27 protein-coding genes, 5 tRNA genes and 1 pseudogene are annotated in these 23806 nt (G+C 48.5%); 13 read left to right on the top strand and 20 right to left on the bottom strand.

The annotated features are described in order from the left end of the window. Window positions 1-206: 206 nt before the first annotated feature. From CPA59_RS14715 to CPA59_RS14685, 7 genes are all read right to left on the bottom strand, one after another. Window positions 207-1247, bottom strand: a complete 1041-nt coding sequence (locus CPA59_RS14715; protein ID WP_107759834.1) for a type IV secretion system protein — start codon at window positions 1245-1247, stop codon at window positions 207-209. Window positions 1248-1258: 11 nt separating this feature from the next. Continuing rightward, window positions 1259-1483, bottom strand: a complete 225-nt coding sequence (locus CPA59_RS14710; RefSeq protein ID WP_107759832.1) for an EexN family lipoprotein — start codon at window positions 1481-1483, stop codon at window positions 1259-1261. Between the two features lie 10 nt (window positions 1484-1493). Then, window positions 1494-2210: a type IV secretion system protein gene (locus CPA59_RS14705; RefSeq protein ID WP_107759830.1), complete on the bottom strand. Its 717-nt coding sequence runs from the start codon at window positions 2208-2210 to the stop codon at window positions 1494-1496. A gap of 23 nt (window positions 2211-2233) precedes the next feature. Beyond that, window positions 2234-4981, bottom strand: a complete 2748-nt coding sequence (locus tag CPA59_RS14700; RefSeq protein ID WP_107759828.1) for a VirB3 family type IV secretion system protein — start codon at window positions 4979-4981, stop codon at window positions 2234-2236. Window positions 4982-4990: 9 nt separating this feature from the next. Next, entirely contained in the window at window positions 4991-5272 is a 282-nt protein-coding gene (locus CPA59_RS14695) for a TrbC/VirB2 family protein (RefSeq protein ID WP_107759826.1), read from the bottom strand. Further along, complete coding sequence (locus CPA59_RS14690) at window positions 5269-5934, bottom strand: lytic transglycosylase domain-containing protein (RefSeq protein WP_107759824.1); 666 nt, start codon at window positions 5932-5934, stop codon at window positions 5269-5271. The genes CPA59_RS14695 and CPA59_RS14690 overlap by 4 nt, the downstream gene beginning before the upstream one ends. Before the next feature lie 79 nt (window positions 5935-6013). Beyond that, window positions 6014-6235 (bottom strand): hypothetical protein, encoded by a 222-nt coding sequence (locus CPA59_RS14685; protein WP_107759823.1) that lies wholly within the window; start codon window positions 6233-6235, stop codon window positions 6014-6016. Window positions 6236-7012: 777 nt separating this feature from the next. Here CPA59_RS14685 and CPA59_RS14680 point away from each other — a divergent pair. Together CPA59_RS14680 and CPA59_RS14675 are read left to right on the top strand one after the other, a co-directional pair. Further along, window positions 7013-7510 (top strand): hypothetical protein, encoded by a 498-nt coding sequence (locus CPA59_RS14680; protein ID WP_159077949.1) that lies wholly within the window; start codon window positions 7013-7015, stop codon window positions 7508-7510. Window positions 7511-7774: 264 nt separating this feature from the next. Then, window positions 7775-8380, top strand: a complete 606-nt coding sequence (locus tag CPA59_RS14675; protein WP_255412229.1) for a hypothetical protein — start codon at window positions 7775-7777, stop codon at window positions 8378-8380. A gap of 290 nt (window positions 8381-8670) precedes the next feature. Here the strand turns inward: CPA59_RS14675 and CPA59_RS14670 are convergent, their stop codons facing one another. From CPA59_RS14670 to CPA59_RS14650, 5 genes are all read right to left on the bottom strand, one after another. Then, entirely contained in the window at window positions 8671-8880 is a 210-nt protein-coding gene (locus CPA59_RS14670) for a TraR/DksA family transcriptional regulator (RefSeq protein WP_107759817.1), read from the bottom strand. Continuing rightward, window positions 8870-9454 (bottom strand): DUF2857 domain-containing protein, encoded by a 585-nt coding sequence (locus CPA59_RS14665; protein WP_107759815.1) that lies wholly within the window; start codon window positions 9452-9454, stop codon window positions 8870-8872. Before CPA59_RS14665 ends, CPA59_RS14670 begins: the two co-directional genes overlap by 11 nt. A gap of 16 nt (window positions 9455-9470) precedes the next feature. Then, window positions 9471-9665, bottom strand: a complete 195-nt coding sequence (locus tag CPA59_RS14660) for an AlpA family transcriptional regulator (protein ID WP_039508997.1) — start codon at window positions 9663-9665, stop codon at window positions 9471-9473. 153 nt (window positions 9666-9818) lie between these two features. After that, window positions 9819-10733, bottom strand: a complete 915-nt coding sequence (locus CPA59_RS14655) for a hypothetical protein (protein ID WP_107759813.1) — start codon at window positions 10731-10733, stop codon at window positions 9819-9821. A gap of 415 nt (window positions 10734-11148) precedes the next feature. Continuing rightward, the gene (locus CPA59_RS14650; protein WP_014699383.1) at window positions 11149-11421 is read right to left on the bottom strand and encodes a helix-turn-helix transcriptional regulator; all 273 of its coding nucleotides are present in this window, start codon (window positions 11419-11421) and stop codon (window positions 11149-11151) included. Between the two features lie 146 nt (window positions 11422-11567). Here CPA59_RS14650 and CPA59_RS14645 point away from each other — a divergent pair, with 146 nt between their 5' ends. Together CPA59_RS14645 and CPA59_RS14640 are read left to right on the top strand one after the other, a co-directional pair. Further along, window positions 11568-11882 carry a helix-turn-helix domain-containing protein gene (locus CPA59_RS14645; protein WP_107759811.1) on the top strand — a complete coding sequence of 105 codons (315 nt, stop codon included), beginning with the start codon at window positions 11568-11570 and terminating at the stop codon, window positions 11880-11882. 184 nt (window positions 11883-12066) lie between these two features. Continuing rightward, window positions 12067-12381: a helix-turn-helix domain-containing protein gene (locus tag CPA59_RS14640; RefSeq protein ID WP_043135037.1), complete on the top strand. Its 315-nt coding sequence runs from the start codon at window positions 12067-12069 to the stop codon at window positions 12379-12381. 133 nt (window positions 12382-12514) lie between these two features. On the opposite strand, the gene CPA59_RS14635 is transcribed toward CPA59_RS14640, so the two are convergent. After that, a complete protein-coding gene (locus CPA59_RS14635) occupies window positions 12515-13786 on the bottom strand; it encodes an integrase arm-type DNA-binding domain-containing protein (RefSeq protein ID WP_107759809.1) in 1272 nt (423 codons plus the stop codon). A 161-nt stretch (window positions 13787-13947) separates the two neighbouring features. Further along, a tRNA-Asn gene (locus tag CPA59_RS14630) sits at window positions 13948-14023 on the bottom strand. Between the two features lie 384 nt (window positions 14024-14407). Here CPA59_RS14630 and CPA59_RS14625 point away from each other — a divergent pair. Then, window positions 14408-14674, top strand: a pseudogene (locus CPA59_RS14625) (LysR family transcriptional regulator); the annotation flags it as partial. Between the two features lie 74 nt (window positions 14675-14748). On the opposite strand, the gene cycA reads toward CPA59_RS14625, so the two are convergent. Beyond that, the gene (gene cycA, locus CPA59_RS14620) at window positions 14749-16152 is read right to left on the bottom strand and encodes a D-serine/D-alanine/glycine transporter (RefSeq protein WP_049855036.1); all 1404 of its coding nucleotides are present in this window, start codon (window positions 16150-16152) and stop codon (window positions 14749-14751) included. Between the two features lie 327 nt (window positions 16153-16479). Here cycA and CPA59_RS14615 point away from each other — a divergent pair. After that, window positions 16480-16555: transfer RNA gene (locus CPA59_RS14615), tRNA-Lys, on the top strand. 302 nt (window positions 16556-16857) lie between these two features. Here CPA59_RS14615 and CPA59_RS14610 read toward each other — a convergent pair. Further along, the gene (locus CPA59_RS14610) at window positions 16858-17082 is read right to left on the bottom strand and encodes a DUF2594 family protein (protein WP_022634132.1); all 225 of its coding nucleotides are present in this window, start codon (window positions 17080-17082) and stop codon (window positions 16858-16860) included. Between the two features lie 646 nt (window positions 17083-17728). Here CPA59_RS14610 and uvrY point away from each other — a divergent pair. The 7 genes from uvrY to CPA59_RS14575 all read left to right on the top strand — a co-directional run bounded on the left by uvrY (window position 17729) and on the right by CPA59_RS14575 (window position 21890). Continuing rightward, on the top strand, window positions 17729-18385 hold the full coding sequence (gene uvrY / locus CPA59_RS14605; RefSeq protein WP_022634131.1) for a UvrY/SirA/GacA family response regulator transcription factor: 657 nt from the start codon (window positions 17729-17731) through the stop codon (window positions 18383-18385). Beyond that, entirely contained in the window at window positions 18378-20210 is a 1833-nt protein-coding gene (gene uvrC, locus CPA59_RS14600; protein WP_038919596.1) for an excinuclease ABC subunit UvrC, read from the top strand. Before uvrY ends, uvrC begins: the two co-directional genes overlap by 8 nt. Window positions 20211-20267: 57 nt before the next feature. After that, on the top strand, window positions 20268-20816 hold the full coding sequence (gene pgsA / locus CPA59_RS14595; RefSeq protein ID WP_022634129.1) for a CDP-diacylglycerol--glycerol-3-phosphate 3-phosphatidyltransferase: 549 nt from the start codon (window positions 20268-20270) through the stop codon (window positions 20814-20816). A gap of 141 nt (window positions 20817-20957) precedes the next feature. Continuing rightward, window positions 20958-21033 (top strand) — tRNA-Gly (locus CPA59_RS14590). 28 nt (window positions 21034-21061) lie between these two features. After that, window positions 21062-21135: transfer RNA gene (locus CPA59_RS14585), tRNA-Cys, on the top strand. Between the two features lie 8 nt (window positions 21136-21143). After that, window positions 21144-21230, top strand: a tRNA-Leu gene (locus CPA59_RS14580). 462 nt (window positions 21231-21692) lie between these two features. Next, window positions 21693-21890 carry a hypothetical protein gene (locus CPA59_RS14575; RefSeq protein ID WP_038919595.1) on the top strand — a complete coding sequence of 66 codons (198 nt, stop codon included), beginning with the start codon at window positions 21693-21695 and terminating at the stop codon, window positions 21888-21890. A 265-nt stretch (window positions 21891-22155) separates the two neighbouring features. On the opposite strand, the gene lysC is transcribed toward CPA59_RS14575, so the two are convergent. Genes lysC through CPA59_RS14560 form a run of 4 tightly spaced genes read right to left on the bottom strand, consistent with a single transcriptional unit; the run spans window position 22156 to window position 23545 of the window. Beyond that, window positions 22156-22434: an Rz1-like lysis system protein LysC gene (gene lysC, locus CPA59_RS23160; protein WP_239789191.1), complete on the bottom strand. Its 279-nt coding sequence runs from the start codon at window positions 22432-22434 to the stop codon at window positions 22156-22158. Continuing rightward, window positions 22319-22759 carry an Rz-like lysis system protein LysB gene (gene lysB, locus CPA59_RS14570; protein WP_107759806.1) on the bottom strand — a complete coding sequence of 147 codons (441 nt, stop codon included), beginning with the start codon at window positions 22757-22759 and terminating at the stop codon, window positions 22319-22321. The genes lysC and lysB overlap by 116 nt, the downstream gene beginning before the upstream one ends. After that, window positions 22756-23244, bottom strand: coding sequence for a glycoside hydrolase family protein (locus CPA59_RS14565; protein ID WP_038919593.1), 489 nt, complete (start codon window positions 23242-23244; stop codon window positions 22756-22758). The genes lysB and CPA59_RS14565 overlap by 4 nt, the downstream gene beginning before the upstream one ends. Continuing rightward, window positions 23234-23545 (bottom strand): phage holin family protein, encoded by a 312-nt coding sequence (locus CPA59_RS14560; protein WP_038667845.1) that lies wholly within the window; start codon window positions 23543-23545, stop codon window positions 23234-23236. The genes CPA59_RS14565 and CPA59_RS14560 overlap by 11 nt, the downstream gene beginning before the upstream one ends. Window positions 23546-23806 lie beyond the last annotated feature (261 nt).

Below are 23806 nucleotides of genomic sequence, written 5' to 3'. Positions count from 1 at the left end.
TGAATTATCGCGGGGGAATTAACCGGTTGAGGATCGCCAGATACTGGCGTCAAATCGTGCTGACGCTGTGCGCAGCCCGTGAGGACGCACAGCATCAGAAAGACGAGGCTGGATTTCATATTGATTCCTGTGTTTGTCGAAGACAGAAATACCATACCGATGGCGGTTGCCACGGTACGAGATGGAAAGATGGGGTTAGAAGGGGATTAGCGGTTACGCTGTTGATTGAAACGCTTCATGCTATCGATAGAAGCCGCACGTTTTTGCCATGCGGAGAGGGCTTTGCTGGTGCCTGTGGCGATAAGTGTACCTGCTGCATTAGCGGCGCTGGCGCTCCCTTTTGCCGCTAACCGGGCACCCGCCGCACCGGCTTTCATGACCGGTTTCGCTGCGTCAGAAGAGGGTTTCGCCAGCCCACGTAGACCGCCCATAGCGGCACCCTGTAGTGCAACCTGAACGGCGACGCCGCCTAATGCATTCGCGATTTTTGCTGAAAACCAAATAATGATGCCTGAAATAACACCTGCAACGCAGCACTGAACGCCCAGTGTGATGATATTAGCGCTATCTGCAAAATTAACCGCTTTATCTAATAGCCCATTAAGATAGTTGATGACAATCCTGATGGATAACGCGGAAAACATAATCGTCAGGATCACCGTGAAGATAATTTTCAGCCAGTTGTTAAACATCGGAATAAGGAATCCATACAGCAGGCAGAAAATAAATAGCGGTGCGGTGGTGGTCATTAATACAATGATAATTCCGGCTAACAGGTTAACCGCCGAACCAAATAGCAGGGTGACGATTGCGCCTCCCCAGACCAGAAGTTGGGCAATACCGCCGTTGAGTTTTACATAGGTGGAATCATCCTGTTGATAAAGCTTTTGTCCTATCGTTTGCGCTTTCGCCCAAACAGTATCCAGTAACACCCAGACATTGTCATCACCGCTGACGCCGTCGGTTAATCCGTTAATGGCGGAAATGGCTAAATCCAGCCAGCCATCGAGATTTAAAACGAATGTCATGATTAATAGCATTCGCCCTACATCCCATATGACATCTTCTACTGGTGTTTGGAGTTTTCCAGCCAGGGTTTGATAACCCCGATAAGTGACAAATAACGTGAAGGAGCTGACGGCGATAACACTTACCATATCGCCGTACACGGAGGTTTGTCCCCGCAGTACGGCATGTAAACCGTCAGTGATCGTGTTGTTCATTCCAACAAACATACCACCTGACATAGATAACCCCTTTAATTCAAATCGGGAACCTTGGCATTTTCCTGACGGAGTTCAAATCGCGCTTCTCGTGCATTTTTGCAATCCTGGGAGTCATCACCGGATGATTCACACGCTTTATATCGTTGACTCAGTTCATCCGGATGTTCTTTGTACCACTGCGTTGATTTCGGGTTGTCACACCCCGCCAGAAATAATGAGCCTAAAATAATCGGAAAAATGCAAAATAACGTTTTCATTATTACCCTCTCAATGATTAAAGTCAGGAATTGGGGAAGTGAGTTGTTGTTCATTGAATGCTTTTTGCCGCTGTTGAGTCAACATCGTGGATCGCTGTTCAGCCTGCTTGACTGACATTTCCCATTGGCTGGTTAATGCGTTCAATTGTACGCTTTTGGCTGCTACCGCGTTAGCCAGGTCCTGTGACTCTTTCGAGTCTTTGGCGTTGGCAATGCGGTCAGATAAGTCTGATATGTCGTTTAATGTGCTATTAATCTTATTTTGGACATCGCTCGTATTCTCAATCGAGACCGCCTGATTGAGAACAAGTTGTTTGCAACTTTCCAGATAACGTTGCGATGAACTGGACTGATTACAAATATCAAACGATTGATATTTGCTATATAGGCGCTGAAGGTCAGAAGAGTAATAACCGCTTGGGTTGGTCAGCAGGTCATCCAGTGAAATACCATTTTTACGCAGATGTTCGATATCGTTTTTCAGGGATTTTGCCTCGCGGAGAAATCCCTGAATATCCCTTATGCCTGTTGCGGTCGCTAATTGCTGCTTATAAGCATCAAGCTCGCTTTTATAGTGCGTGACCGTTTCCTGCCATTGCTGGAGTTTCTGTATCCATTGGTTAATCGACTCGGTATTACTGGCTGCATCAAATACCGGGATACCGGCGCTTATCGCTGGTGTAGACATCAATAGCGATAAAGCCAGAAACATCTTTCTGGTTTGCATGGTGATAACCTCCGAGGTGAATATCAGATGGCTTGGTTAAGGAACGTTTCTTTCCAGTCGGTGGGTGACATACCTTCCTGATAAATGGCGTCAAATATTTTCAGGTTGTCTTCACTGCCGCTCAGGATTTTTGTGATGTTTCCGAGACCCGATAAATCCATTCTTGCCATGGCGACAAACGGGCGAGTTTCACCAGCACGCAGTGGTGTTTTCAGGACGACCATATAGTGCTCGCTCGGATCAAGGTTACGAATAATGTCGTAAACGCTTTCCGGGGCTTTCATTTTCTCCACGTAATCCGTATGGCTGGCCTTGGGATTGGCGAGAAAAATCTGGGTACTGCACTGCTCAATAATCGCCGGAGCGATGGGATGCCTGACGATTTCATCGGGCGACTGGGTGGCGGGGATAAAAATGCCGTTCAGCTTGCGGATCACCTTGAGCATATTGAGGGAGAATTTAGAAAACTCGACATCAGCCAGCCATTTCCAGAACTCATCCATGAACATCACCAGTCGGCGACCATCCAGCAGGCTGGTGACGCGGTACAGCAGGTAAAAGGTGATCGGCCCACGTATGTCGTCATCATCCAGGAATTCTGTACCGTCGATACCAAAGTTATCAATATTGCTGATGTTGAATGTGTCCTCCTCGTTATCGAATACCCAGCCGAATTCACCGCCCTGCGCCCACTGTTTCAGTCGGATTCGCAAGCCGTTAGTTCGGGCCTCTTTGGTAGGTGGCTCCGGCAACACTTCCAGCAATCGGGTAATACCATAACGGCGATATTCTGGCGGGTAGTCCAGCATAATGGTGTCCACCGCAGTGCTGATACGCTCTTCATCGCGGGGATCGAGTGGCTTACCGTCACGACGGCACAGCATGCGGATCAGTCGCTTGATAAAGCTGATATTCCGCCGAGTTGGGGCAAGTGAAAATGGGTTGAATCCGGTAGGGATTCCGGTTCGGATACGAAAGTAGCGACCGCCCATCTGTCGGATCGACATCTCTGCGGCTCTGTCTTTATCGAAGTAAACGGTGGTCAGCCGTTTGAGGGTGGCAGAGGCGGAAAATGTCGCCGGATTGCGGTACTTCTGCATCAACTGTTTCATCATCGTCATCAGCAGGGTCTTTCCTGAACCGGTTTTACCGATGATGGCAGTATTCCCCGGCGTTTTCTCATTGAAGTCATTCCGTCCAGCCTGACTGTCATGCAGGTTCAGATAGTAACCGCCACCACCGGGGGATTTCAGTATGGCGATTGCCTCACCCCACGGATTGCCGTTACGCTTGTGAGGATGAAAGTTATGCAGACTCCCCATATCCGCATAATTCTGGCTACTGACCACCACCAGACGGGGGCGTAACGTGTACACGCCGGGAAGTTGAGCCAGATAGGCGGCAGGTAACGACAGTGTGGACAGGGATGTCATGATGCCGAGGTCGTTAAAAGGCTGAGCCAGCGCATTGGTCTCCTTTACCACCTGACTGGCGCTGGCGGAGGAGACCAGCAGCGAGAAGTGATACTTGCCGCAAGACACATGCCCAGACTGGAGCAAATCGCGTAAGACGATCAATTCCTCTCGCTGTGAAATGGCGTCATCGTCGGTTGAATTCAGCCGTTTTTCCGCCAGTCGGATATGACTTTGCGCTTCATCCCGTGCCATACAGGTAAAAGACTGCGTCAGCACATACTCGCTTTCGGCATACAGCAGCGCATCGAGCAGGCCAGTGTAGGTCTCCGGTGAGTAGTCTTTAATTTCCAGACTGCGGAAGAAGCGGGAACCGCCGACCGTCTGACATTCGGCGGTATCGGTAGTGAAGAACACATCCGGCGTGCTGAGTGTGTGATAAAAAGGTGTGCGTGTCACCGCTACGTTCTGCCATTTGCCGGTAATCAGGCGATGGTAGAAAGTCAGTTGCGAAGAATAAACCCGACCTTTCTCCTCATAGATGCCCAATGGTGTTGCCATGTAACGGGACAGGGCGGTGTTGATTGCCTCATGGTGTTCCTGCATCCTTTTCAGTGCATCATCCAACGCCGCTTTCCTTTTTCCGGCTGGCTGCGTTTTCATGATTTTTTTCTCCAGTGTGGAGAAAGGAATATAACAGACGGTAAAAAATAGTCGGTGTCGCCAGAGCGGTTTCTCTGTTAGTGGCTGGTAATAGCGTTCCGTGACCTCATCCGAAAAGGGGATGCCTGAACTGGCGTTAAAGCCATCCTGATATTGCTCCCGTATGCGATGGATATAGAAGGTGATCGGTAGCCCTTCATACGAGCGGATCAGGTTGTTGAGGTGGCTTGCCAGCAATGTCAGATGATGTTCGTCCTCACATTCAAACACAGTGCCGCCCAATTCCCAGGTAGCGACTAAATCACCGGAGCGATTTCTTATGATGTGAGGGTGAATGTGGGAGGAGTAAGGAATGTATTTATCCAGCGTGGTGCGCTCGTTTAATTTCATCTTATCGGTAAACTCCGAAACATCGACGGCGTCATAGTGGCTTGCCAGCAGGGCTCTGGCACCGAAATGGCGATTCGTGGCAAATCGCCCACGGGTTTTAAAGGCCAGCCACAGCAGTCCAAAATAATGAATATCCGTTCGAGCTTTTGCCTTCATTTCCAGCCAGGCTGGGATCAGTAACAGTGAAAGGTAATAGCTGGTGTAGACCGACAGCAGGACGATAGCCCCGCTGACGATCACGAACGGGACGAGAGGGATACCCATAATGGCGGCAGGGCGGGTCAGTGCTTTGTTCAAGGTGGTCATCGGTTCCCCCTAGGATGCCCAATAGGCACCAAAGCCCGATGCACCGACGATCAGGATGGCTCCGATAATGACGTTGCGCATGTCATGCAAACTTTTACCGTCAAACAGCACTTTGTAACCCACCCACATGGTTGCCAACGTGATCGTGACGGCGGCCAGCCCGAGCAAGCCGGTTGAGGTATTACTTAGCGTATCGTTGGCTTTATTAAACCCGCTCCCTGCTGCCAGCGTTTGGGTCGATATCACCAGGGAAGAAAACGTAGGCCAGTATTTACGTTTTTGCATCGTCATTGCTCCTCATTAATTACAGGTAGGGATACATCGCCGCGAATGATGGCGTCGGGATAGTGCAAGGAGGTCAAAATTGGTGTGGGTTTATCAGTAAGCTCACCGCGTAGGACGGTGGGCGGGTAATGAATCTCTGACGTGGATTGGCTGGTGGTACTACGCTCGAGATCTTCCTGCGTTGACGGGACTGCATAGCCAATACGCTGGATATAACTGGTTTGGTTAAAGGCAGGTTCTGGCTGCTGACCCGTATCGAAATTGCCGGAATAGTAACAACTGAGTGCTTTCTTCAGCGTGCCGCCTCGTTGGTAGCAGTCAGTGAGGATACGTTCAAAAACGGAGAGATTGGTGCAGGGGTCTAACAAGTCATGCGCTGTTACGCCGTAATGGCGAAAGTTGGTACTGGTGATTTGCATCAGCCCGACCGAATAGCGGCGGCCTTTTTCCTTTACCCGGTTGATGGTGTTGACGGCAGCTTGCTTGCTGGTGGGCTGATGAGAAATGACACCTGCACTGCCGGGCGCTCTTTCTTCCTTTGGCACAATCTCAGCGACGGCATAAGGATTAAAGCTGGATTCCACTTTAGCTACATCAAACGCGGTGGAGGGGTGAATAGTGGCGGCACACTGCATGGCCGCCGCCAGAAAGGCAGTGGGGGAAAGCATGGTTGCCTCGGTAAAAAGTCGAGCCACACACAGCCAACAGACTGTTGGTGGCAAGGGAAAAGGTGCGTGAGGGGACGCGTTAATCGTGGTAGGGAGCTTGCGGAGTGTCGCTATCGTCTCTCGGCTCAAGGAGCACCAGCTTACCGGAGACCGCAATACCTGGTGTCAGTACGATATTAAATCCCGGTTTTCCGTTATGAGCGAACGCCACGCCGACCTTTGTCCAGTAGGTGTTCTTCTCTCTGTTGGGTTCAGGCTGGCTTTCCTGCGTAACAAATACGTGATAGGTAGGTTTTCTCATACTATTTCCTTTCATAAAAAGTCATGATGAATTAACTCAATCGATCACATCCCGATTCTGCATTCCGGTTTCAACGGGTCAGCGAGAACATTCAGCGGCACCCTGAATTGTGGTTGTGTGACAGCCCGACTCATATTTTTAAAGAGCAATACTCGCCCCGGACGAATAAACGTCCATAAAGCTCGCCAGTGGAAGGTGGCGTGATAAGCGTGCGATATCAGCGCTAGGATGAAAATGAGAAAATCAAAAAGGGAATGAGAGAGAAAATATATAGCGTGATAATTATTGCGAAGGGATTAGTTGGATTGGATTGGATTGGATTAGAGGATTAGAACTGTTGCTTTGTAGCCTATGGACATACCTAATCTGACAGGCCGCTTTGTGACAGGTGCTGAAGTTGCTAACTCCCCATTTTAATAATCGTTGGGAGTAGATCATCTCAATATAAACATCTTTATCCTCAGAATTGAGTTAGCGGCGTGTGCATTGTGAATCTATATTTTATGTATTTAAAATATCAGGAATTTCAGGTTAAACATCCCGTTAAGGCTGTGTTTAAACTGACAGCCGGTTTTTCATGCTATAAATAAAATGGTTACGGCTGAGCGGCTCAGAAATGTACTTCGCAGTCTCCGAGATATAACGCATGCTCATTTTTTCCGAATGAAAAATAAAACTGCTTTACTTTATAATGGTGTGTTGGTATTTGTTTCCTGTATCTGAAATGAGTAAACAAGAATGCATAATCATGAAATATTTTATGCCAAAAGAGGGTCTATGATTCAGCTATCCGACATTGAAAGGATCGCTCCTGGTGTTGCGAACCTTTCACCTGAAGAGCATGAAGCACTGCAAAGGTTTACGCTTCTCTGGACTCTGTTCGAGGCCCAAATGTTGGGGAGCAATGCATCAGCCAGAAAGATTTCTGAAAAAGTCCAGAATATTGACCCGAAGATCATTCGTGGCGGTTGGTTCGCAGAACATCTAGAATACTTTTGTAATCGGTATGTTGATGACGGTAATACGAACCAACTCTTTGAAAATCTCCACCTACGCAGCAATGACAACCCCGATTTGGTACGTACGGTGCTAACTGGTGAGAATGTAGATCTAGCTTCTCAGCTGATCTGTTGCTTGATCATAGTTTATCGTTTCAGAAATAATTTCTTTCATGGCGTCAAATGGGCATACGACTTACGGGGCCAGTTCGACAATTTTTCGCATTCAGCATGCCTTTTAAGAGCGTTTTTAGAACGGGTGCCGAATGGAATTTAAATTCGCTTCATACGGTCGCCTGAACTATGTTTTTCGCGCTTTTGATGTAAAGTATTAGTATTTGGAGAGTCTATTTTGGACATTCGAAAGGATCTTGAGTCTGTAGCCCCGTACATATCTAGGCTTCTGTCTGTCGGAGAGGAATTCAGATCTTTTGACAGAGACTGGAGTCACTTGAAGAACCGAGAAGATTTCCGGTTTGTATCGAGAGTCCCACAACAAGAACGGCATAAAGTGGAAGCCGTATATGCATGCGGCCGAGACATGGCAATCTATATGTACGGTTCTTTGCTATCCATAAACGACGACTTCAGCAGATATCCAACACTTACAGCAATTATCGAAGCATTCAAAAACTCTTGGGTGTATGGGAATTACGACCAAGACATACCGCATGTCGCAAAAGCCATATGTGAAAAGCATCACGTTAATCTTTGGTCTGTAGATCAGATGGTGGTTCTATTCAAAAAGCAAGAGCAATTGCTAGCAGCAGTGCGCGTAACACTACAAATGCTAAAAAATAGCGATCTATACAAAATGGAAAATGGTATAGCAATCATGAGACAAGAAGCAAATATTCATGTCAGTGGAGTGTCCGGATCCAGCATAAACATAAACTCCTCTGGCGCTACAGCAAACGTAGCAAATAATTACAACGAGCCAGCTATCTTTGCCGATTTGATCTCAGCAATTAAGTCTAACTACTTTGACAGAGAAACCGAGTTAAATCTAATAGACAACGTGCACGCGCTTGCGGCTAGCCACCGGGGCGGTAGTTTTAAAGATGCATATAAAGACTTCATGCAAAATATCTCTGCACACATAACAGTATTCACACCATTTATTTCTGGTCTGTCCGCATTGTTGTAGTGCTAAAAACTTGTTCAACTCGTTCGTTTCTCTCACTTTAGCCGGGCTAAAGTTCGCTCTTTAACTAAACGTTAGGAGCGTACTATAGATCGCGTCATACAAAAAATGCGCAAGCAAGGCGCGCTACGAGAAACTTCCGTTGACCACCTTGACCGGATCCTACACAGATAAATAATAATGGCGACGGATTCCCGTTCAGTATTTCACTATTGATAATATGTACAATGTTTATTCAAATAATAAAAAACACACAGAGAAGATAATTTCTCTGTGTGTATATTTGCAGATTATCAGCGCTGGTGGCGCTCAAGTATGGTTTGGCATTCCGTACAGGTTGTCACACCCGGCAGCGTTTTCCGCCGCTTCTCAGGAATGGGTTCCCCGCACAAACGACAGTAATGTAATGAGGGTGTAGTTGCTGGCTTGAAACGGTTCTGTTCAATCATCTCTTCCAGACGTTGCTCATTAAATTCCTGATCGCGATCGATCTCATCTGGCATGCGATTTCCTCCTGTTCAGTGCTTCTTTCTCACAAAGGGTGATACGGTTCCAGACGGCGGTCAGGGAAGGCCCTTTTTCGCGGGAAGATAATGATTCAGTGACCTGCATCATGGCTTCTAGTGCGTCAGGTGTATCAAGGTTTTCAGAGCGGTTCTTTTTCCATGACAGCCAGATTTCGGCATCTACGGCTTCAGTTGGAATAGGCGTTCGGCCATAAGGGATCGTGACTCCTAGCAACCGGCGGCGAACACAGACTTCATTCGAGGTGAGGCCAAAAAAATGATTAAGGAGTGCAATAGATCCTCCCAATCTGATGGCGCGATTTATCTGCTGCTGGCGTTGCGCTTCCTGATGAGACAGTGTCAGGATTTGTTGTAGAACGTCATGACGGACAGTGATCGACATAAACTGTGCGGATGCCCGGCTGACAATAAACAGTTCGTCGAGGGAGAGTTGATTGAGGGTATTCAATTCGTCGAATGTGAATCCTAACGTTTCACAATAACGAAAATTGCCTTCCTTGAGCGCGGCAAGGGCGTTTGTTAATACCGCGTAATTCAGTGAGGGGAACATAATTTTCTATCTCCCTTCAGCGCGTTAAGCGGTTAGCTAATTTGAGGTTAATCCATTCGTCAATTTCAGATTCCAGCCAAGCTACGCTGGCAGGTCCAATCTTTATTGAAGAGGGAAAGGTGCCTTCTTTCATGTACAGGTAGATTTGCGAGCGTTTCAGACCGGTTTTTACTTCCACTTGTTTCAGACGTAATAACTGATGAGCTGTCATAAATACCTCCAGTGCAGAAATGGGATATGCCCGGAGATGACAAAAAAACACAGCAAGGGAAGGAGTGAAAGTTGAAGAGCCCGTATTACGGACACCACAATCCTTAATACGGGTTTTTAGATTGAAGCGTGTAATGTCATTTTAATTGGGTGCCTAAACGGATGTCGGTGAACCACGTTCAAGCGCCGTTTTTAACGTATCGCCGCTGAATCGATCGGTCATGCCTTCGTCTGAGGCCCACTGTTCAAAGATGGACAGAAGCTTATAAGGTTGCCTGATTAATGGGCTGATAGCTTCATTGTTTTTACAGGCAAGCCAGAACAATCTGGATAACGGCGTAGATATACGTGTTGAGGAGGGAGGAGAAGTATCATTTTTGGCAGGCAGGCTAATTAATTTCTCAAGTTCGGCATGTTTGATGACAAAACAGGCATCCTTTGGCAAATAATGAATCGGAAAATATTCTCTATGGCTATACTGCTTTGTTTTCTGGTATGGGATTTTTTCAGTAATATGTGATGCAATATTTTTAGGAAGTCTCATGGTTTGCTGTTTTATCCTTTCGCGATACCTGATTTTCTCAAACATTTGAAAGTGATCGTCGCCAATATTGACAGTAAGACCATAGTTAACGCGATTTTCTCCGATTACGGGTTGTGGAATACCCAGAGATCTTGCTAATAAACGTTGAACCAGAACGTATTCATAGCCGATGAGCGTTGTATCAATCACTTGTTGAGTGGGGTAAGTATATTTCCCCTCGGTGGTGACGATTAAGTTTCTGTTATTGATGAAACAGTTTTTTTCGAGAATGCATAGCTGGTTAATCAAATGATTGCCTATAGGCTTAAGCCTTGCCTTTGCATTTGATGTTTTTATTCTTCGTAAGATGACTGGAGATTGGAAGTAGATCGAAAGGTTGATATCGCCATATAAGGCATGGCGATAAATATCAGCTTCTGTTAACGGTGAGTTTCTTACCTGAGTAGCGATAACTATGGCTTCTGGTATCGTAATCCAGTTAAATTCATCACTCTTGGTATTGAAAATCCTATTTTTCGTTATCATGATTCATCTCCTTTATATGAAAATGATATATTGCATAGGTGGCTAACGTTTCCTTATGCAGCCATGACGTATAGATAGGATTCTAAAAATGAGGAATAGGATTAGTGAGGGGTTATTGTGATAGCGGTGATGTTATTAATTGCTTTTCGCTGGCCGTCACAAAAAATGTCTAAATTAGGAAGCCATCACCAAACAAGCTCTCTCGCTCATGTCGTTTTTTATGCCACGCGTTGCCGATTTTATTCAGATCAATACAGTCAAAGCTCTGTATCAACAAAGAAGGGGAATACCCTGAATCAGGCATATCAATTGGTTCGAGGTAATTAATGAACCAATTGATGATGCAGAATGGTTGAATCGAGTGGAGACCAGAATGTTATTCCCTGATTGTTGGCGATTAAGCCCAGCAAGTGATCTAATTGTTTTTATGACGAATTTCTCGCGGAATGCGCTGCCCTTGTGAATCGAAATAACGATTCGGCCAGATTTCACTCGCTGGAATGCCCAGTGCGTCGGCGATCAGTCGTTCACCTTTCGGCCAGGGTCGGTTTAGTGCATTTGCAAGCGTTGATGAACTAAGACCCGCTTCACGTGATACGGCGGCTAACGTCGTCTTTCGTTTGCGCAGGGCTGCAATGATATCGGCAGGATGCCAGTCCATTCGTTGTTCCTGTTGTTCAATGTTCATACGTCCCCCTCTTGGATTGAAACTTTACTTCTTCCAGTAAACTATATCTTTATTATGGATGAAAAAACAACCAAAAATAAAGATAAAATTTATTTAGGGAAGAAATGCTTTAAGAAGGGCTTGCTGAGAGAAGCGATAATCAGTCTATGTTGATCAGTACCGTGGATAACACTGTGATTGGTAAGCGATTAAGACTAGCCCGAGTGAACAAGGGGTTAAAGCAGATAGAGCTCGGTTGCCTTGCTGGTTTGGATGAGGAAACGGCAAGTTCTCGTGTGAGCCAATACGAAAGGGAAGTTAGTGCGCCAGATTTTGGGCTGGTTTCTCGATTCGCTACAGTGCTGGATGTTCCTGAAGCGTACTTCTATGCCGTCGATGACGATCTCGCCACCTTGATCTTACAGTATCACCGTTTCAAGAAAGCCAACCCAAACTCTACGCTGCTCATCACACCTCAGTAAGGTTGGTGCCCTAATGCGTTTGGTGTTCAATTTCTGTGCGTTTACCCTTCTAAATTTAATTATTCCTACTCTCAATAAATTAAATCTTCATTTTTGATTTTAAAATAACCAATAATGAATTTTAAATTTACTGGGTGAAGAACCACTTCAAGAGCGGCATAGCGGGAACGGCGATAATCGGTTTATGTTAATCCGCGAAGCAGGTAATGCCGTGATTGGTAAACGATTAAGATTGGCGCGAGTGAATGCAGGATTAAAACAGGTCGAGCTTGGTTGTCTCGCTGGACTGGATGAAGAGACATCGAGTTCCCGCGTAAGCCAATATGAAAGGGAAGTCAGTTCACCGGATTTTGGTCTGGTTTGCCGGTTTGCGGCGGTGCTGGATGTGCCGGAAGCCTATTTTTATGCTGTTGATGAGGATCTCGCGACGCTAATCTTGCAGTACCATCGTTATAAGAAAAGTAATCCTAATTCTACGTTGTTGATTACCCCGCAATAGACCTTCATTCATGTATCCGGCCTGAGTAATTTTCTGACATTTCTGGATTTTTTATGAAATGCTGAGGGGAAGATTTCTCACAGTCTGAAAAGCAGATCCTGTTATCAGGATCTGCTCTTAGGAGCGTTATCGATCAGGCCGCTCCAGCCGTCTTATGTTGTTGAGCATAAATGTATGGCGCAACATATTCTTCCCGGTTGGTATCCAGATAATCCGACCACCATTGCATCATCGCTTTACGGGCATCAAGATATTCTGCTTTATGGATGTAAGCTGCTCGAACGCTATTACGTTCTTGATGGCTCATCTGCCGTTCAACCGCATCCTGCGCCCACAGTCCAGATTCCATCAGCGCGCTACAGGCCATTGCTCGGAATCCGTGACCGCAGATTTCATCTTTTGTGTCATAACCCATCAGCCTCAGCGCTTTGTTGACGGTGTTTTCGCACATCGGCTTATACGGGTTATGGTCACCGGGGAATATCAGCTCCTGATGCCCAGATATTTCCCGTATCTGTTTCAAAATAGTGATGGACTGACGGGAGAGGGGAACGATATGCGGCGTTCGCATTTTGGCACCACGCCCGGAATAACGCACTCCGGGGATGGCTTCGCGGGTGGCTGGAATGGTCCAGATTTTGTTTCTGAAATCGATCTCAGACCAACGGGCAAAACGCAGTTCGCTGGAACGGATGAACAGGTGCAGGGTGAGTGAGACTGCCAAGCGGGTTAATTCTCGTCCCTGCTTGTAGTCCTCAATGCTAGCCAACAGCTCCGGCAGTCGTTCCAGTGGAAGGGCAGGGTAGTGGCGTTTAACGGGAGGGGCGATTATCCCGTCCAGATTTGCCGCCGGGTTGTGCTCTATCAACTCCTGATGCACGGCATGACGCATGATGTTGCACATATGCTGTCGGGTTCGTGCCGCCACTTCCAGCAAACCTTTTTTCTCAATCCCTTTCAGCAGGTCGATGAAGTGGCGAGTTTTCAATTCTGTGACCGGCAGGTGTCCAATGATCGGGAAGATATGGTTATTCATGCTGGTGAGCAGACGGGCGGCATGGTTCTCTGACCATGTTCGGTTGCTTTTATGCCAGCTCAATGCCACGGTCTTGAAACTCTTAGCAGGAGAACGAGCTGCTTTTTCAGCGGCACGTTGCTGAGTCGGGTTGATATTTTGCGCCAGCAGTTTGCGGAGTTCGTCACGTTTCTGGCGTGCTTCTGACAGACTGATTAACGGATAAGCGCCCAACGCTATGCGGGTCTCTCTGCCAAAAAAATAGTATCTGAAGTACCAGAGGCGCGAACCAGTAGGTTTAACGTGAAGATACAGGCCGTGTGAATCTGATAGTTTTATGGGGGTAACAGGTGGTTTTAAGTTGCGGATTTTAGTGTCGTTAAGAGACATATGCGGGTCACTCCATTATCGAACCGGAAAGACCCCAAATCTGACCACCAAACTCTCCCGATGCGGAGGGTAAACTGAAAATACATCGGGAAGACTTTTCACGCTAACTTATTGAATCTGAATCACATAGAGATTCGCAAAGCGGCATGAAAACAAGAATTTGGCTCCTCTGACTGGACTCGAACCAGTGACATACGGATTAACAGTCCGCCGTTCTACCGACTGAACTACAGAGGAATCGCTAAGTGGTGTGGATGATAGCGATAGCCTGACAGCTTGTCAAAGCATGTTAACGCCAGGTGCGACTGTTTGCTGAACTTATAACCAAATGATTGAAATTGCTGCGGTAGTCGGCGCTTTTCATGTCGGGTGAACCGTTGAACTCGTGAGCGAGTGCACTTTCAGATAGCAACGTTTGCACCGTTTTGGTGCGTGAAAATCCTGACGCCAGGATCCGGTGGACAGCGATAGGGGGATTAGTATTGTTACTGTCACCGCTATCACCATTGCTTTTACTTATTTTTAAGCGGGTTAAGCCACCGCCACACTTTTTTTGATGATAGAGAAATGATCTGGCGCGCTTCTTGCTACTACTTAGTCGTAACTATTCAGGAGGTACACATGAATCTGAGACGACTCAAATACTTTGTGAAAATCGTTGATATCGGCAGCCTGACCCAGGCCGCTGAAATGTTGCATATCGCGCAACCAGCGCTGAGCCAGCAAGTTGCCACGCTTGAAAGCGAAATGGAGAAGCAACTGCTGGTCCGTAGTCGTCGTGGCGTGACGCCGACTGAAGCGGGCAAAATTCTGTATTCGCATGCACAAACCATTTTGAATCAGTGTGAACAGGCTAAGCACGCAGTGAATGGTGTACGGCAAACGGTAAGCGTCTAATCGGGTACGGTCAGCTACATCATCGGGCGTAGCTGACCGTATTGGTTAGGGGTTGTTTTAATGCGTCACGCCAGGGCGTTGACTCTGCGACGGCGAATAAACTGATAGGCGATAGCCAGAACCACAAACCACACCGGCGTAACCATCAGCGCCTGCAAGGTATCCGGCTGCAATGTCAGCAGTACCATCACGAAAGCAAAGAAAGCCAGACATACCCAGCTCATTACGATTCCCCATGGCATTTTGTATGCAGAGGTTTGGTGCAACTGCGGCCGGTTCCGGCGGTACACCAGATAAGAACACAGAATGATACTCCACACGAACATGAACAGAATGGCGGACACGGTGGTGACCAGCGTGAAAACCGTCATGACGTTAGGAATTAAATAGATCAGTACGACGCCGGAAAGCAGGCACAGGCACGAGAAAAACAGTCCTGCCGAGGGTACCGCCCGTTTTGACAACCGACCGAAACGCGCCGGCGCATCGCCTTGTCTGGCCAGCCCAAACAGCATGCGGCTGGTTGAGAATACCCCGCTGTTGGCCGACGACGCGGCGGAAGTCAGCACGACAAAATTAATAACGCTGGCGGCGGCCGGCAAGCCGACTAACACAAACATCTCCACAAATGGGCTGCGGTCTGCTGCAATGTGGCTCCACGGCGTAACCGACATAATCATCATCAGCGCAAACACATAAAACATAATGATACGTATCGGTATGGCGTTGATTGCGCGCGGCAGAACCACCTTCGGGTTTTTGGTCTCCGCTGCCGTGGTGCCGACCAGCTCAATACCGACAAAGGCAAACACGGCTATCTGAAAGCCGGCGAAAAAGCCGCTGAGTCCTTTAGGAAACATACCGCCGTCCTGCCAGAGATTGGTCACGGATGCCACCGCGCCGGAAGGCGATGTAAATTGCATGATAACCAGAACCGCACCAATCACGATCAGCGCGACGATGGCGACAATCTTGATCATGGCGAACCAGAACTCCATTTCGCCAAACAGTTTGACGGTGGCCAGATTTAAGGTCAGCAGCAGCAGGACGCATAACAGGGAACTGATCCACTGCGACAGATCCGGAAACCAGAATTGTGCATAAGCGCTGATGGCGACGACATCGGCAATGCCGGTCACGACCCAGCAAAACCAGTAAGTCCAGCCGGTAAAAAAACCGGCCCACGGACCCAGCAGGTCGGCGGAGAAGTCGCTGAACGATTTGTAGTTGAGGTTGGAGAGCAGTAACTCGCCCATCGCGCGCATAACAAAGAACAGCATGAACCCGATGATCATATAAACGAAGATAATCGATGGGCCGGCAAGGCTGATGGTTTTCCCTGATCCCATGAACAGGCCGGTACCGATGGCGCCGCCGATGGCAATCAACTGAATATGGCGGTTGGTTAGATTGCGCCGCAGATCGCTATGCCCGGTGGCGTCCGGGACGTGATGCGTTTGTTCTGTCATGTAATGTGATTTCCGGATTGTGTCTGCCAGGGGGAGGGCGTTTGTCAGGTCTCGCCCATTACCCATGTGATATAAGAAGTTAGAATGGTTAATAGTAACACGGTATTCTTCTCATGATGAGTTGAGGCGTAATTCCTGTCACTTCGGTACGTGCTTCACGCGGTGGTGAATTTATATCCATGAATCAATCGGAAGACGAACGGTAGCCCGTGCGAGAGAACAAAATAGTGATAGGTTACAATGTGTTCGCTGATTCCCCTGTCTGCAAAAAAAATAAGATGAACTATTTGACAGATGGCGTTAAGAAGAGAATAATCCGTCCCCGTTGGGTCGTTAGCTCAGTTGGTAGAGCAGTTGACTCTTAATCAATTGGTCATAGGTTCGAGCCCTATACGGCCCACCAACACTTCCTTTCATTCGTGCTAATGTATTTATTCCCGCAGAAACATTTTTTCACTATTTAATTTCCAGCTTGATTACTCTGTAGGCCTGTTCTGATTAAAGAATACTATTCCCAAATAGATCAAATTATTAATTTTTTATCTTGTCATTTATCTGGTAATAACCGGATTTGTTGACGAAATATAAATCATAGTGTCAACATTCGCGCATTGTTGCGTTTATTTTTGCTTGTTTATTGTGCGGGGAAAACGGTTCATACCCATCGGACAATAGCGGATTACGCTGATGTCCGATGAGCTTTGATTAGCGGCGATAGACTGTTTTGATTTGCTTAATAGTGGTGCCGAATATTTCCGCCTGTGCAGGGTCTTCCAGTTGGGCAATGTATTTTTCCATGCTGACGATAACCTTGCCTGCATCAGCCTGACCAATGGATTTCAGCATCAACGTCATCAGCACTTTCAGGCAGCTAACTTCATGCGCCAACGTTTCGGGTGTGGAGGCTGTCGGAAAGTCGTTGTTGTTCATAGTGTCTCCTGTAACAAACGGAAGCCGGCGTGGTGGAGCCAGAGACTGGTTCTGTGCAGCACACACGCCGGCGACATAACAAAATTTGGCTTTATTATACCATAGGTGCCAATGCATCTGGTCAGGAAAATAACCACTCAGCCCCATTAAGTTGTATTCTTTTTATCTGTTTATGCCACATTCTGCCTATATTTTGTTAACGTGTTTTTGGCTTTTAAATGCGTTTGATTAGATACATTGCAACTTTTATATGGATATTTTGGGGCAGGTGTATTATTTGTAGTAAACAGTCGGTGCGGCAAAGTGACAAGAGCGTTACAATGATGGAAAAGAAAGCAATCGCGCACCTAATTGCCTGTACTTACAAAACTTGATAATCTATTGATTAAATTTAGAATTTGACATTTTTCAGACAGTGAAGCTGTCTGTTTCTCTAAAAAACCAGGTTGGAAATATGAATACTGTGATGGAAGTGAGTTCCGCGTCTGATGCACAGTCGCTATCATTCAGGAGCTTAGAGAATATACCACATGGTAGAATAAAAAATACATTTTTAATTAAAAAGTGTATTCATTTTTTCTAAACCACGTAGTACCACCTGCAACAAACTCGTCTGTAAGTGTTACTCTTTTTGGAGAATTGTTCTTTGATTAGCGTTTTTCTTGTTGATGACCATGAACTGGTGCGAGCAGGGATACGGCGCATTCTTGACGATATTAAAGGCCTCAAGGTTGTTGGTGAGGCGCAGTGCGGTGAAGATGCGGTCAGATGGTGCCGTAATAACAGTGCGGACGTTGTGCTGATGGATATGAACATGCCAGGAATCGGCGGTCTTGAGGCAACACGCAAAATTGTACGATTTTCCCCTGAAATTAAAGTTATAATGCTAACGATTTACACAGAGAACCCGTTACCTGCTAAAGTGATGCAGGCGGGGGCAGCGGGCTACCTTAGCAAGGGCGCCACGCCGGAAGAGGTGATATGCGCCATCCGCTCTGTGCATGCCGGCAAACGATATATTGCGTCGGATATCGCTCAGCAAATGGCGTTGAGCCAACTGGAGCCGCAGACAGAAACGCCGCTGGAGTGTCTGTCTGAACGCGAATTGCAGATTATGATGATGATCACCAAAGGGCAAAAAGTGACGGAGATCTCCGATCAACTCAACCTTAGCCCGAAAACGGTCAACAGCTATCGTTACCGAATGTTCAGTAAGCTGAACATTAACGGCGATGTGGAGCTGACGCATCTGGCGATTCGCCACGGTTTATTTAGTGCGGAGACATTGATTAGTAGTGACTGAACGTTTTGACGCCCAGGCTTTTCTGAAGACCGTAACCAGTCAGCCTGGGGTTTATCGTATGTACGATGCCAGCGACACGGTGATCTACGTCGGTAAAGCCAAAGATCTGAAAAAACGCCTTTCCAGTTATTTTCGTGCTCATGTCGCCAGCCGTAAAACAGAGGCTTTGGTGAAAAGTATCCGGCAGATCGATGTGACGATCACGCATACTGAAACCGAAGCCCTGTTGCTTGAGCACAACTACATCAAACGCTATCAGCCGCGTTACAATGTGCTGTTGCGTGACGATAAGTCTTACCCAATGATTTTCCTCAGCGGGGATACGCATCCCCGCCTGTCGGTTCACCGCGGCGCCAAGCACGCCAAGGGCGAATACTTCGGCCCGTTTCCCAATGGCAATGCCGTGCGCGAAACCCTGATGCTTTTGCAAAAGCTGTTCCCCATTCGTCAGTGTGAAAACAGCGTCTACCGCAACCGCTCGCGTCCTTGCCTGCAGTATCAGATCGGCCGTTGTCTGGGGCCGTGCGTGAGCGGTCTGGTCAGTGAGGAAGAGTATCAGCGCCAGGTCGAGTATGTGCGTCTCTTTCTGTCCGGCAAAGATCAGCAGGTGTTGACCCGCCTGATCGATCGCATGGAAACGGCAAGCAGGGAATTGCGATTTGAGGAAGCCGCGCGTATTCGCGATCAGATCCAGGCGGTGCGGCGGGTGACCGAAAAGCAGTTTGTCTCCGGCGACGGCGATGATCTTGACGTGATCGGCGTGGCGTTTGAAGCCGGTATGGCATGTGTGCACGTGCTCTTTATCCGTCAGGGAAAAGTGTTGGGCAGTCGCAGCTATTTCCCTAAAGTTCCAGGAGGAACAGAGCTGGCGGAAGTGGTACAGACGTTTGTCGGCCAGTTCTATTTGCAGGGTAGTGTTTCCCGCACCTTACCGTCTGACATCCTGCTGGACTTCTCGCTGCCGGAACATCAGTTGCTGGCCGAATCTCTGACCGAACAGGCCGGCCGCAAGATCCAGATTCAAACCCGGCCGCGTGGTGACCGCGCACGCTATCTTAAACTGGCGCGCACCAACGCCCATACGGCATTGACGACGAAGTTGTCGCAGCAATCGACGGTCCAACAGCGCCTGGCTGCGCTGGCGTCTGTTCTTGGGATCGAAAAAATCAACCGTATGGAATGTTTCGATATCAGTCATACCATGGGGGAACAGACCGTGGCGTCCTGTGTCGTGTTCAATGCGGATGGGCCGCTGCGTTCGGAGTATCGCCGCTACAATATCTCCGGTATCACGCCGGGCGATGACTATGCCGCCATGAATCAGGTGCTCCGGCGTCGGTATGGCAAGTCGATTGACGAAGGCAAGATTCCTGATGTTATCGTGATTGACGGCGGCAAAGGGCAACTGGCGCAGGCCAAGGACGTCTTTGCGTCATTACAGGTGCCCTGGGACAAATCACGCCCTTTACTGCTGGGGGTCGCGAAAGGCAGCGATCGCAAGGCCGGGCTGGAGACGCTGTTCTTCGAAGCGACAGGCGAGGGGGTAGCATTGCCTGCCGATTCGCCGGCGTTGCACGTAATTCAGCATATTCGTGACGATTCGCATAACCATGCCATCAGTGGTCACCGTAAACAGCGTGCTAAAGTAAAAAGTACCAGTTCGCTGGAGACTATCGAAGGGGTGGGACCGAAGCGGCGGCAGATGTTATTGAAATACATGGGCGGATTACAGCCGCTGATGAACGCCAGCGTGGAAGACATCGCCAACGTACCGGGAATTTCGCATGCGTTGGCAGAAAAAATCTTTCATGCATTGAAACACTAGAGGCAATGTAGCAACATAACCCTATTATCTTTCGGGCCAGACAGTTACCCAGACGCTATGCGATTTAATATACCAACGTGGCTTACCCTGTTTCGTGTTGTACTAATCCCATTCTTTGTGCTGGCGTTTTACCTGCCATTCAACTGGGCACCAATGGTATGTGCGGGCATCTTTGTCTTTGCGGCGGTGACAGACTGGTTTGACGGTTTTCTTGCCCGCCGGTGGAAACAAACCACGCGTTTTGGCGCCTTTCTGGACCCTGTGGCCGACAAGGTCATGGTGGCGGTTGCGCTGGTGCTGGTGGCTGAGCATTATCATTCCTGGTGGATTACGCTGCCCGCCGCCACGATGATTGCCCGTGAAATCATCATTTCTGCATTGCGCGAATGGATGGCGGAGCTGGGTAAACGCAGCAGCGTGGCGGTGTCCTGGATTGGTAAAATCAAAACCACGGCACAGATGGTCGCGCTGGTCGGTTTGCTGTGGCGGCCTGAACGCATGGTGGAGGCCGCTGGTGTGGCGGCGCTGTATGTGGCCGCGGTGCTAACGTTTTGGTCTATGTTTCAGTATTTGAGCGCTGCCTGGCGCGATTTGCTTGAACATTGATCGCCTCGCCTTAAAAAACAGCAAACGATTCAGGTGGGATGATAATTTTATTGACTCACTGCGTCAGGTAAGTAGAATGCACCGCATCGACAGCGACACAGTTTATTGAAAACGCTTGATAAACAAGATGTTCTGTAGAATGCGGGAATAGCTCAGTTGGTAGAGCACGACCTTGCCAAGGTCGGGGTCGCGAGTTCGAGTCTCGTTTCCCGCTCCAAATCGATTTAGCAGTAGCATCAAGGTAAGGCGCGTTGGCAGAGTGGCCATGCAGCGGATTGCAAATCCGTCCACCTCGGTTCGACTCCGGGACGCGCCTCCAAAATCTGAGCCCAGATGGTGGAATCGGTAGACACAAGGGATTTAAAATCCCTCGGCGTTCGCGCTGTGCGGGTTCAAGTCCCGCTCTGGGCACCATGTGCTAACGCCTTGATGAATAAGAAAATAAATAAAAGAACATGACCGCCACGAGGCGGTTTTTTTATGCCTGTAATTTGGCAAGTGGCGGTATTGATTTTTCAGGCATAAAAAAGGCGGCCTCCGGTAAGCCGCTATTGCTAACTATGGTTGGAATAATTAGCGCCTGCTCAGGTCGTTAGTGCTGCTGTGGTATCTTTCAGTGGATTGTCATGTCTTTGCACCGCTTGTTATTCAGCGCATAATCGCCGACGTTTTTGGCTATATACCTTGCTGCGTCGCCTTTAAAGCGGTGCTTATAGTCAAAACGGTTTTCCATGCGTTCGGTTCAGCGATTGAGCGGGGGAAAGGCATATAAACGCTGAGAATAACAACAGGCATTCACTGGTTACCTGTGATAATGCTTTATTCGGAATAGTCTTAGCGATATGCTGCGTTCATTGACAATAAAAAGGAGTCTTTATGCTTCAGAATTACTTTTATGATCAGCATGATGTCGCAAGAAGTGATGAAGAGAAAAGAGAAATAGTCATTTCAGCTATACTCGAAATCATCAAAGAAGGCGCCAGCGAAAGTGGAGTGCAAGCCGCTCTGGATGCGATCGGTAGTAGAATCACCGAGACTGCCGATATCATTCAGCGTGCGCTAGAGAATGATTAATTACTAAAACGATTGTGGCCGCCCCTCGGGCGGTTTTTTATTGCCGTCACGACAGGTCTATTTAATATGTAGCCACCGGGTCGAAACGTGAACAGCCCGCTACCGCCATCCCTGAAAACCCGACCTGATTTAGGCTGAAAGCTATGAGCGACTGGCTTGAATGGGAATACCTCAATTTCCTGGCTTGGTCGCCCTGACATCCCGGTCTGAAACTTCGTTTTCCAACTTTGCCTTCCTATGATTCATCTTGCCTCAAGGGCGGAGATCATTGCGTTGCCGCTACGGTATCCCTAGTGCCTGATTGATTCCCTGAGGCTACCGTAGCGCTGGGCGTTGCATCGCTTTTTGCCTGACAGGCAATAATGGCATCCACCTGGTCGGCGCAAGTCGCCAGCGCGGCTTCGGTTTCATCCAGCAGGCTGTTCAATTCACCGTTGGTTTGCGGACTGGCTGCCGGGAACCGGCAGGGCGTCAGTCTGGGACAGCCATTCACGGTAAGCACGGCCACCTGCGAAGGTGGGGCGCTGACGCAGCCGGATAATATCAGCAGGCAGATCAGTGTCAGCCCAGCGTTTAAGCGCTTCGTTCTCATGTTGTAACCTCATCACCACTTTTTGCCGTTCAGAGAGCGCCGCCTGAGTCTCGGCGGCCATGTCGCGCAGTCGTGCCTGTTCACGGTTGTTGCGTTCAGCCTGTTCGGACAACATTTTCAACTGGCCGGATTTTTCATCCAGCGCTGTCTGTTGTAACGACAGTGTCTGCGCTTGCTGGTCGGTTAACTGACGAGCGTTGTGCAGCCGCCAGGACTGCACGCCGACCCCTGCGCTAAGCGCAATCATGATGACTGCGATGATCATGGCGCTTTTCATGCCAGTTTCCCGCCCGCTTGCTGGTACACGGCGACCAGCCGCTCGGTGTTATGCTCGCGCTGACCGTAGCCTGCTCCCGGCAGTGAGGCCCAGATGTTGTTGCACCGGGTAATGGCGCTGGTAAGCCGGCCTTGCGTAATGTCGTCCAACGCACGCTGTTCCCGAATTAGTTGGATAGCCAGCGTATCCTGCGAATCGGGTCCGAAATCCGGCAACGCCAACTGGGTCTTGTAGGTTGGCCAGTAGCGGTAGAGCTGCTGATAGCGTCCGGCTGCCGTGGAGCGCTGCCCCTGCTTGTTGAAGATTTTTCCCGGACGACCATTGGCGAATGGATGATCCCGGTAGTCGGTGAAAATCTCTGGTTTGCCATCAATCCCGGTGACAATCACGTCGTAACCACGATTACAGGTGAGCGGATGCGTTGCGGTTCCTTCGGAAAAGGCCAGCATGTCCAAAAACGCAATAAGATTAGGGTTATTGAGCATCGTTATTTTTCTCCGGTGTGCTTTTTTTGCCCAGTTGGCGAACGCGGCGTTGAATAAGCAGTTCGATAGTCTGGTAGCCAGCGATGCCCAGTGCGGCGCCGATACCATTGATAGCGACGGGCGACAGGTCAGGGAACTGTACCAGTGCGATGCCTGCCATCATTGAGACAAAACCTCCCAGCATTACGCGACCAATAAACAGCCGCAGTGTGATGGGCTCACTGCCCGCAAGCACTTTGCCGACGGCAATCAGCGTGCCGATGATAAATAGAGAGACGATGCTTTTATCTGTTTCATTCATGAGTGAGTCCAGTCGTTGGTTTTTCAGGCAGAGTAATAACTGCGGAGATAACAGGATGTTTTCACGCGTTGTCTCGCGTTATATGCCCGTCATTAAACCAGTTGACGTATGGCGGTGGCAGCGATGGGTGATGGCTCAGTTATCAGCAAACACGGAGTTGCTGGATGCGGTAATGCGGGGATGAACAGTTGATGTTGTCAGTCATGGTGATAGCAAGGCATGCGTGCGGCAATATCTTTATCTGCTATTAAATATAATGGT

The sequence above is a fragment of the Dickeya sp. Secpp 1600 genome (assembly GCF_003049805.1).
Lineage (GTDB): Bacteria > Pseudomonadota > Gammaproteobacteria > Enterobacterales > Enterobacteriaceae > Dickeya > Dickeya fangzhongdai.
This window is presented reverse-complemented; position numbering and strand designations above follow the sequence as displayed.

Bases quoted from the DNA above. Each gene is read 5' to 3' on its own strand.
- CPA59_RS14715 (WP_107759834.1), bottom strand. From the start codon at position 1,247: ATGTCAGGTGGTATGTTTGTTGGAATGAACAACACGATCACTGACGGT.
- CPA59_RS14635 (WP_107759809.1), bottom strand. From the start codon at position 13,786: ATGTCTCTTAACGACACTAAAATCCGCAACTTAAAACCACCTGTTACC.
- CPA59_RS14700 (WP_107759828.1), bottom strand. From the start codon at position 4,981: ATGACCACCTTGAACAAAGCACTGACCCGCCCTGCCGCCATTATGGGT.
- CPA59_RS14655 (WP_107759813.1), bottom strand. From the start codon at position 10,733: ATGATAACGAAAAATAGGATTTTCAATACCAAGAGTGATGAATTTAAC.
- CPA59_RS14710 (WP_107759832.1), bottom strand. From the start codon at position 1,483: ATGAAAACGTTATTTTGCATTTTTCCGATTATTTTAGGCTCATTATTT.
- CPA59_RS14560 (WP_038667845.1), bottom strand. From the start codon at position 23,545: ATGAATGAAACAGATAAAAGCATCGTCTCTCTATTTATCATCGGCACG.
- CPA59_RS14675 (WP_255412229.1), top strand. From the start codon at position 7,775: ATGGCAATCTATATGTACGGTTCTTTGCTATCCATAAACGACGACTTC.
- CPA59_RS14695 (WP_107759826.1), bottom strand. From the start codon at position 5,272: ATGACGATGCAAAAACGTAAATACTGGCCTACGTTTTCTTCCCTGGTG.
- CPA59_RS14575 (WP_038919595.1), top strand. From the start codon at position 21,693: ATGCTTCAGAATTACTTTTATGATCAGCATGATGTCGCAAGAAGTGAT.
- CPA59_RS14690 (WP_107759824.1), bottom strand. From the start codon at position 5,934: ATGCTTTCCCCCACTGCCTTTCTGGCGGCGGCCATGCAGTGTGCCGCC.
- CPA59_RS14680 (WP_159077949.1), top strand. From the start codon at position 7,013: ATGATTCAGCTATCCGACATTGAAAGGATCGCTCCTGGTGTTGCGAAC.
- CPA59_RS14660 (WP_039508997.1), bottom strand. From the start codon at position 9,665: ATGACAGCTCATCAGTTATTACGTCTGAAACAAGTGGAAGTAAAAACC.
- CPA59_RS14645 (WP_107759811.1), top strand. From the start codon at position 11,568: ATGTTGATCAGTACCGTGGATAACACTGTGATTGGTAAGCGATTAAGA.
- CPA59_RS14565 (WP_038919593.1), bottom strand. From the start codon at position 23,244: ATGCTCAATAACCCTAATCTTATTGCGTTTTTGGACATGCTGGCCTTT.
- CPA59_RS14670 (WP_107759817.1), bottom strand. From the start codon at position 8,880: ATGCCAGATGAGATCGATCGCGATCAGGAATTTAATGAGCAACGTCTG.
- CPA59_RS14685 (WP_107759823.1), bottom strand. From the start codon at position 6,235: ATGAGAAAACCTACCTATCACGTATTTGTTACGCAGGAAAGCCAGCCT.
- CPA59_RS14650 (WP_014699383.1), bottom strand. From the start codon at position 11,421: ATGAACATTGAACAACAGGAACAACGAATGGACTGGCATCCTGCCGAT.
- CPA59_RS14665 (WP_107759815.1), bottom strand. From the start codon at position 9,454: ATGTTCCCCTCACTGAATTACGCGGTATTAACAAACGCCCTTGCCGCG.
- CPA59_RS14640 (WP_043135037.1), top strand. From the start codon at position 12,067: ATGTTAATCCGCGAAGCAGGTAATGCCGTGATTGGTAAACGATTAAGA.
- CPA59_RS14705 (WP_107759830.1), bottom strand. From the start codon at position 2,210: ATGCAAACCAGAAAGATGTTTCTGGCTTTATCGCTATTGATGTCTACA.
- CPA59_RS14610 (WP_022634132.1), bottom strand. From the start codon at position 17,082: ATGAACAACAACGACTTTCCGACAGCCTCCACACCCGAAACGTTGGCG.
- lysB (WP_107759806.1), bottom strand. From the start codon at position 22,759: ATGAAAAGCGCCATGATCATCGCAGTCATCATGATTGCGCTTAGCGCA.
- pgsA (WP_022634129.1), top strand. From the start codon at position 20,268: ATGCGATTTAATATACCAACGTGGCTTACCCTGTTTCGTGTTGTACTA.
- cycA (WP_049855036.1), bottom strand. From the start codon at position 16,152: ATGACAGAACAAACGCATCACGTCCCGGACGCCACCGGGCATAGCGAT.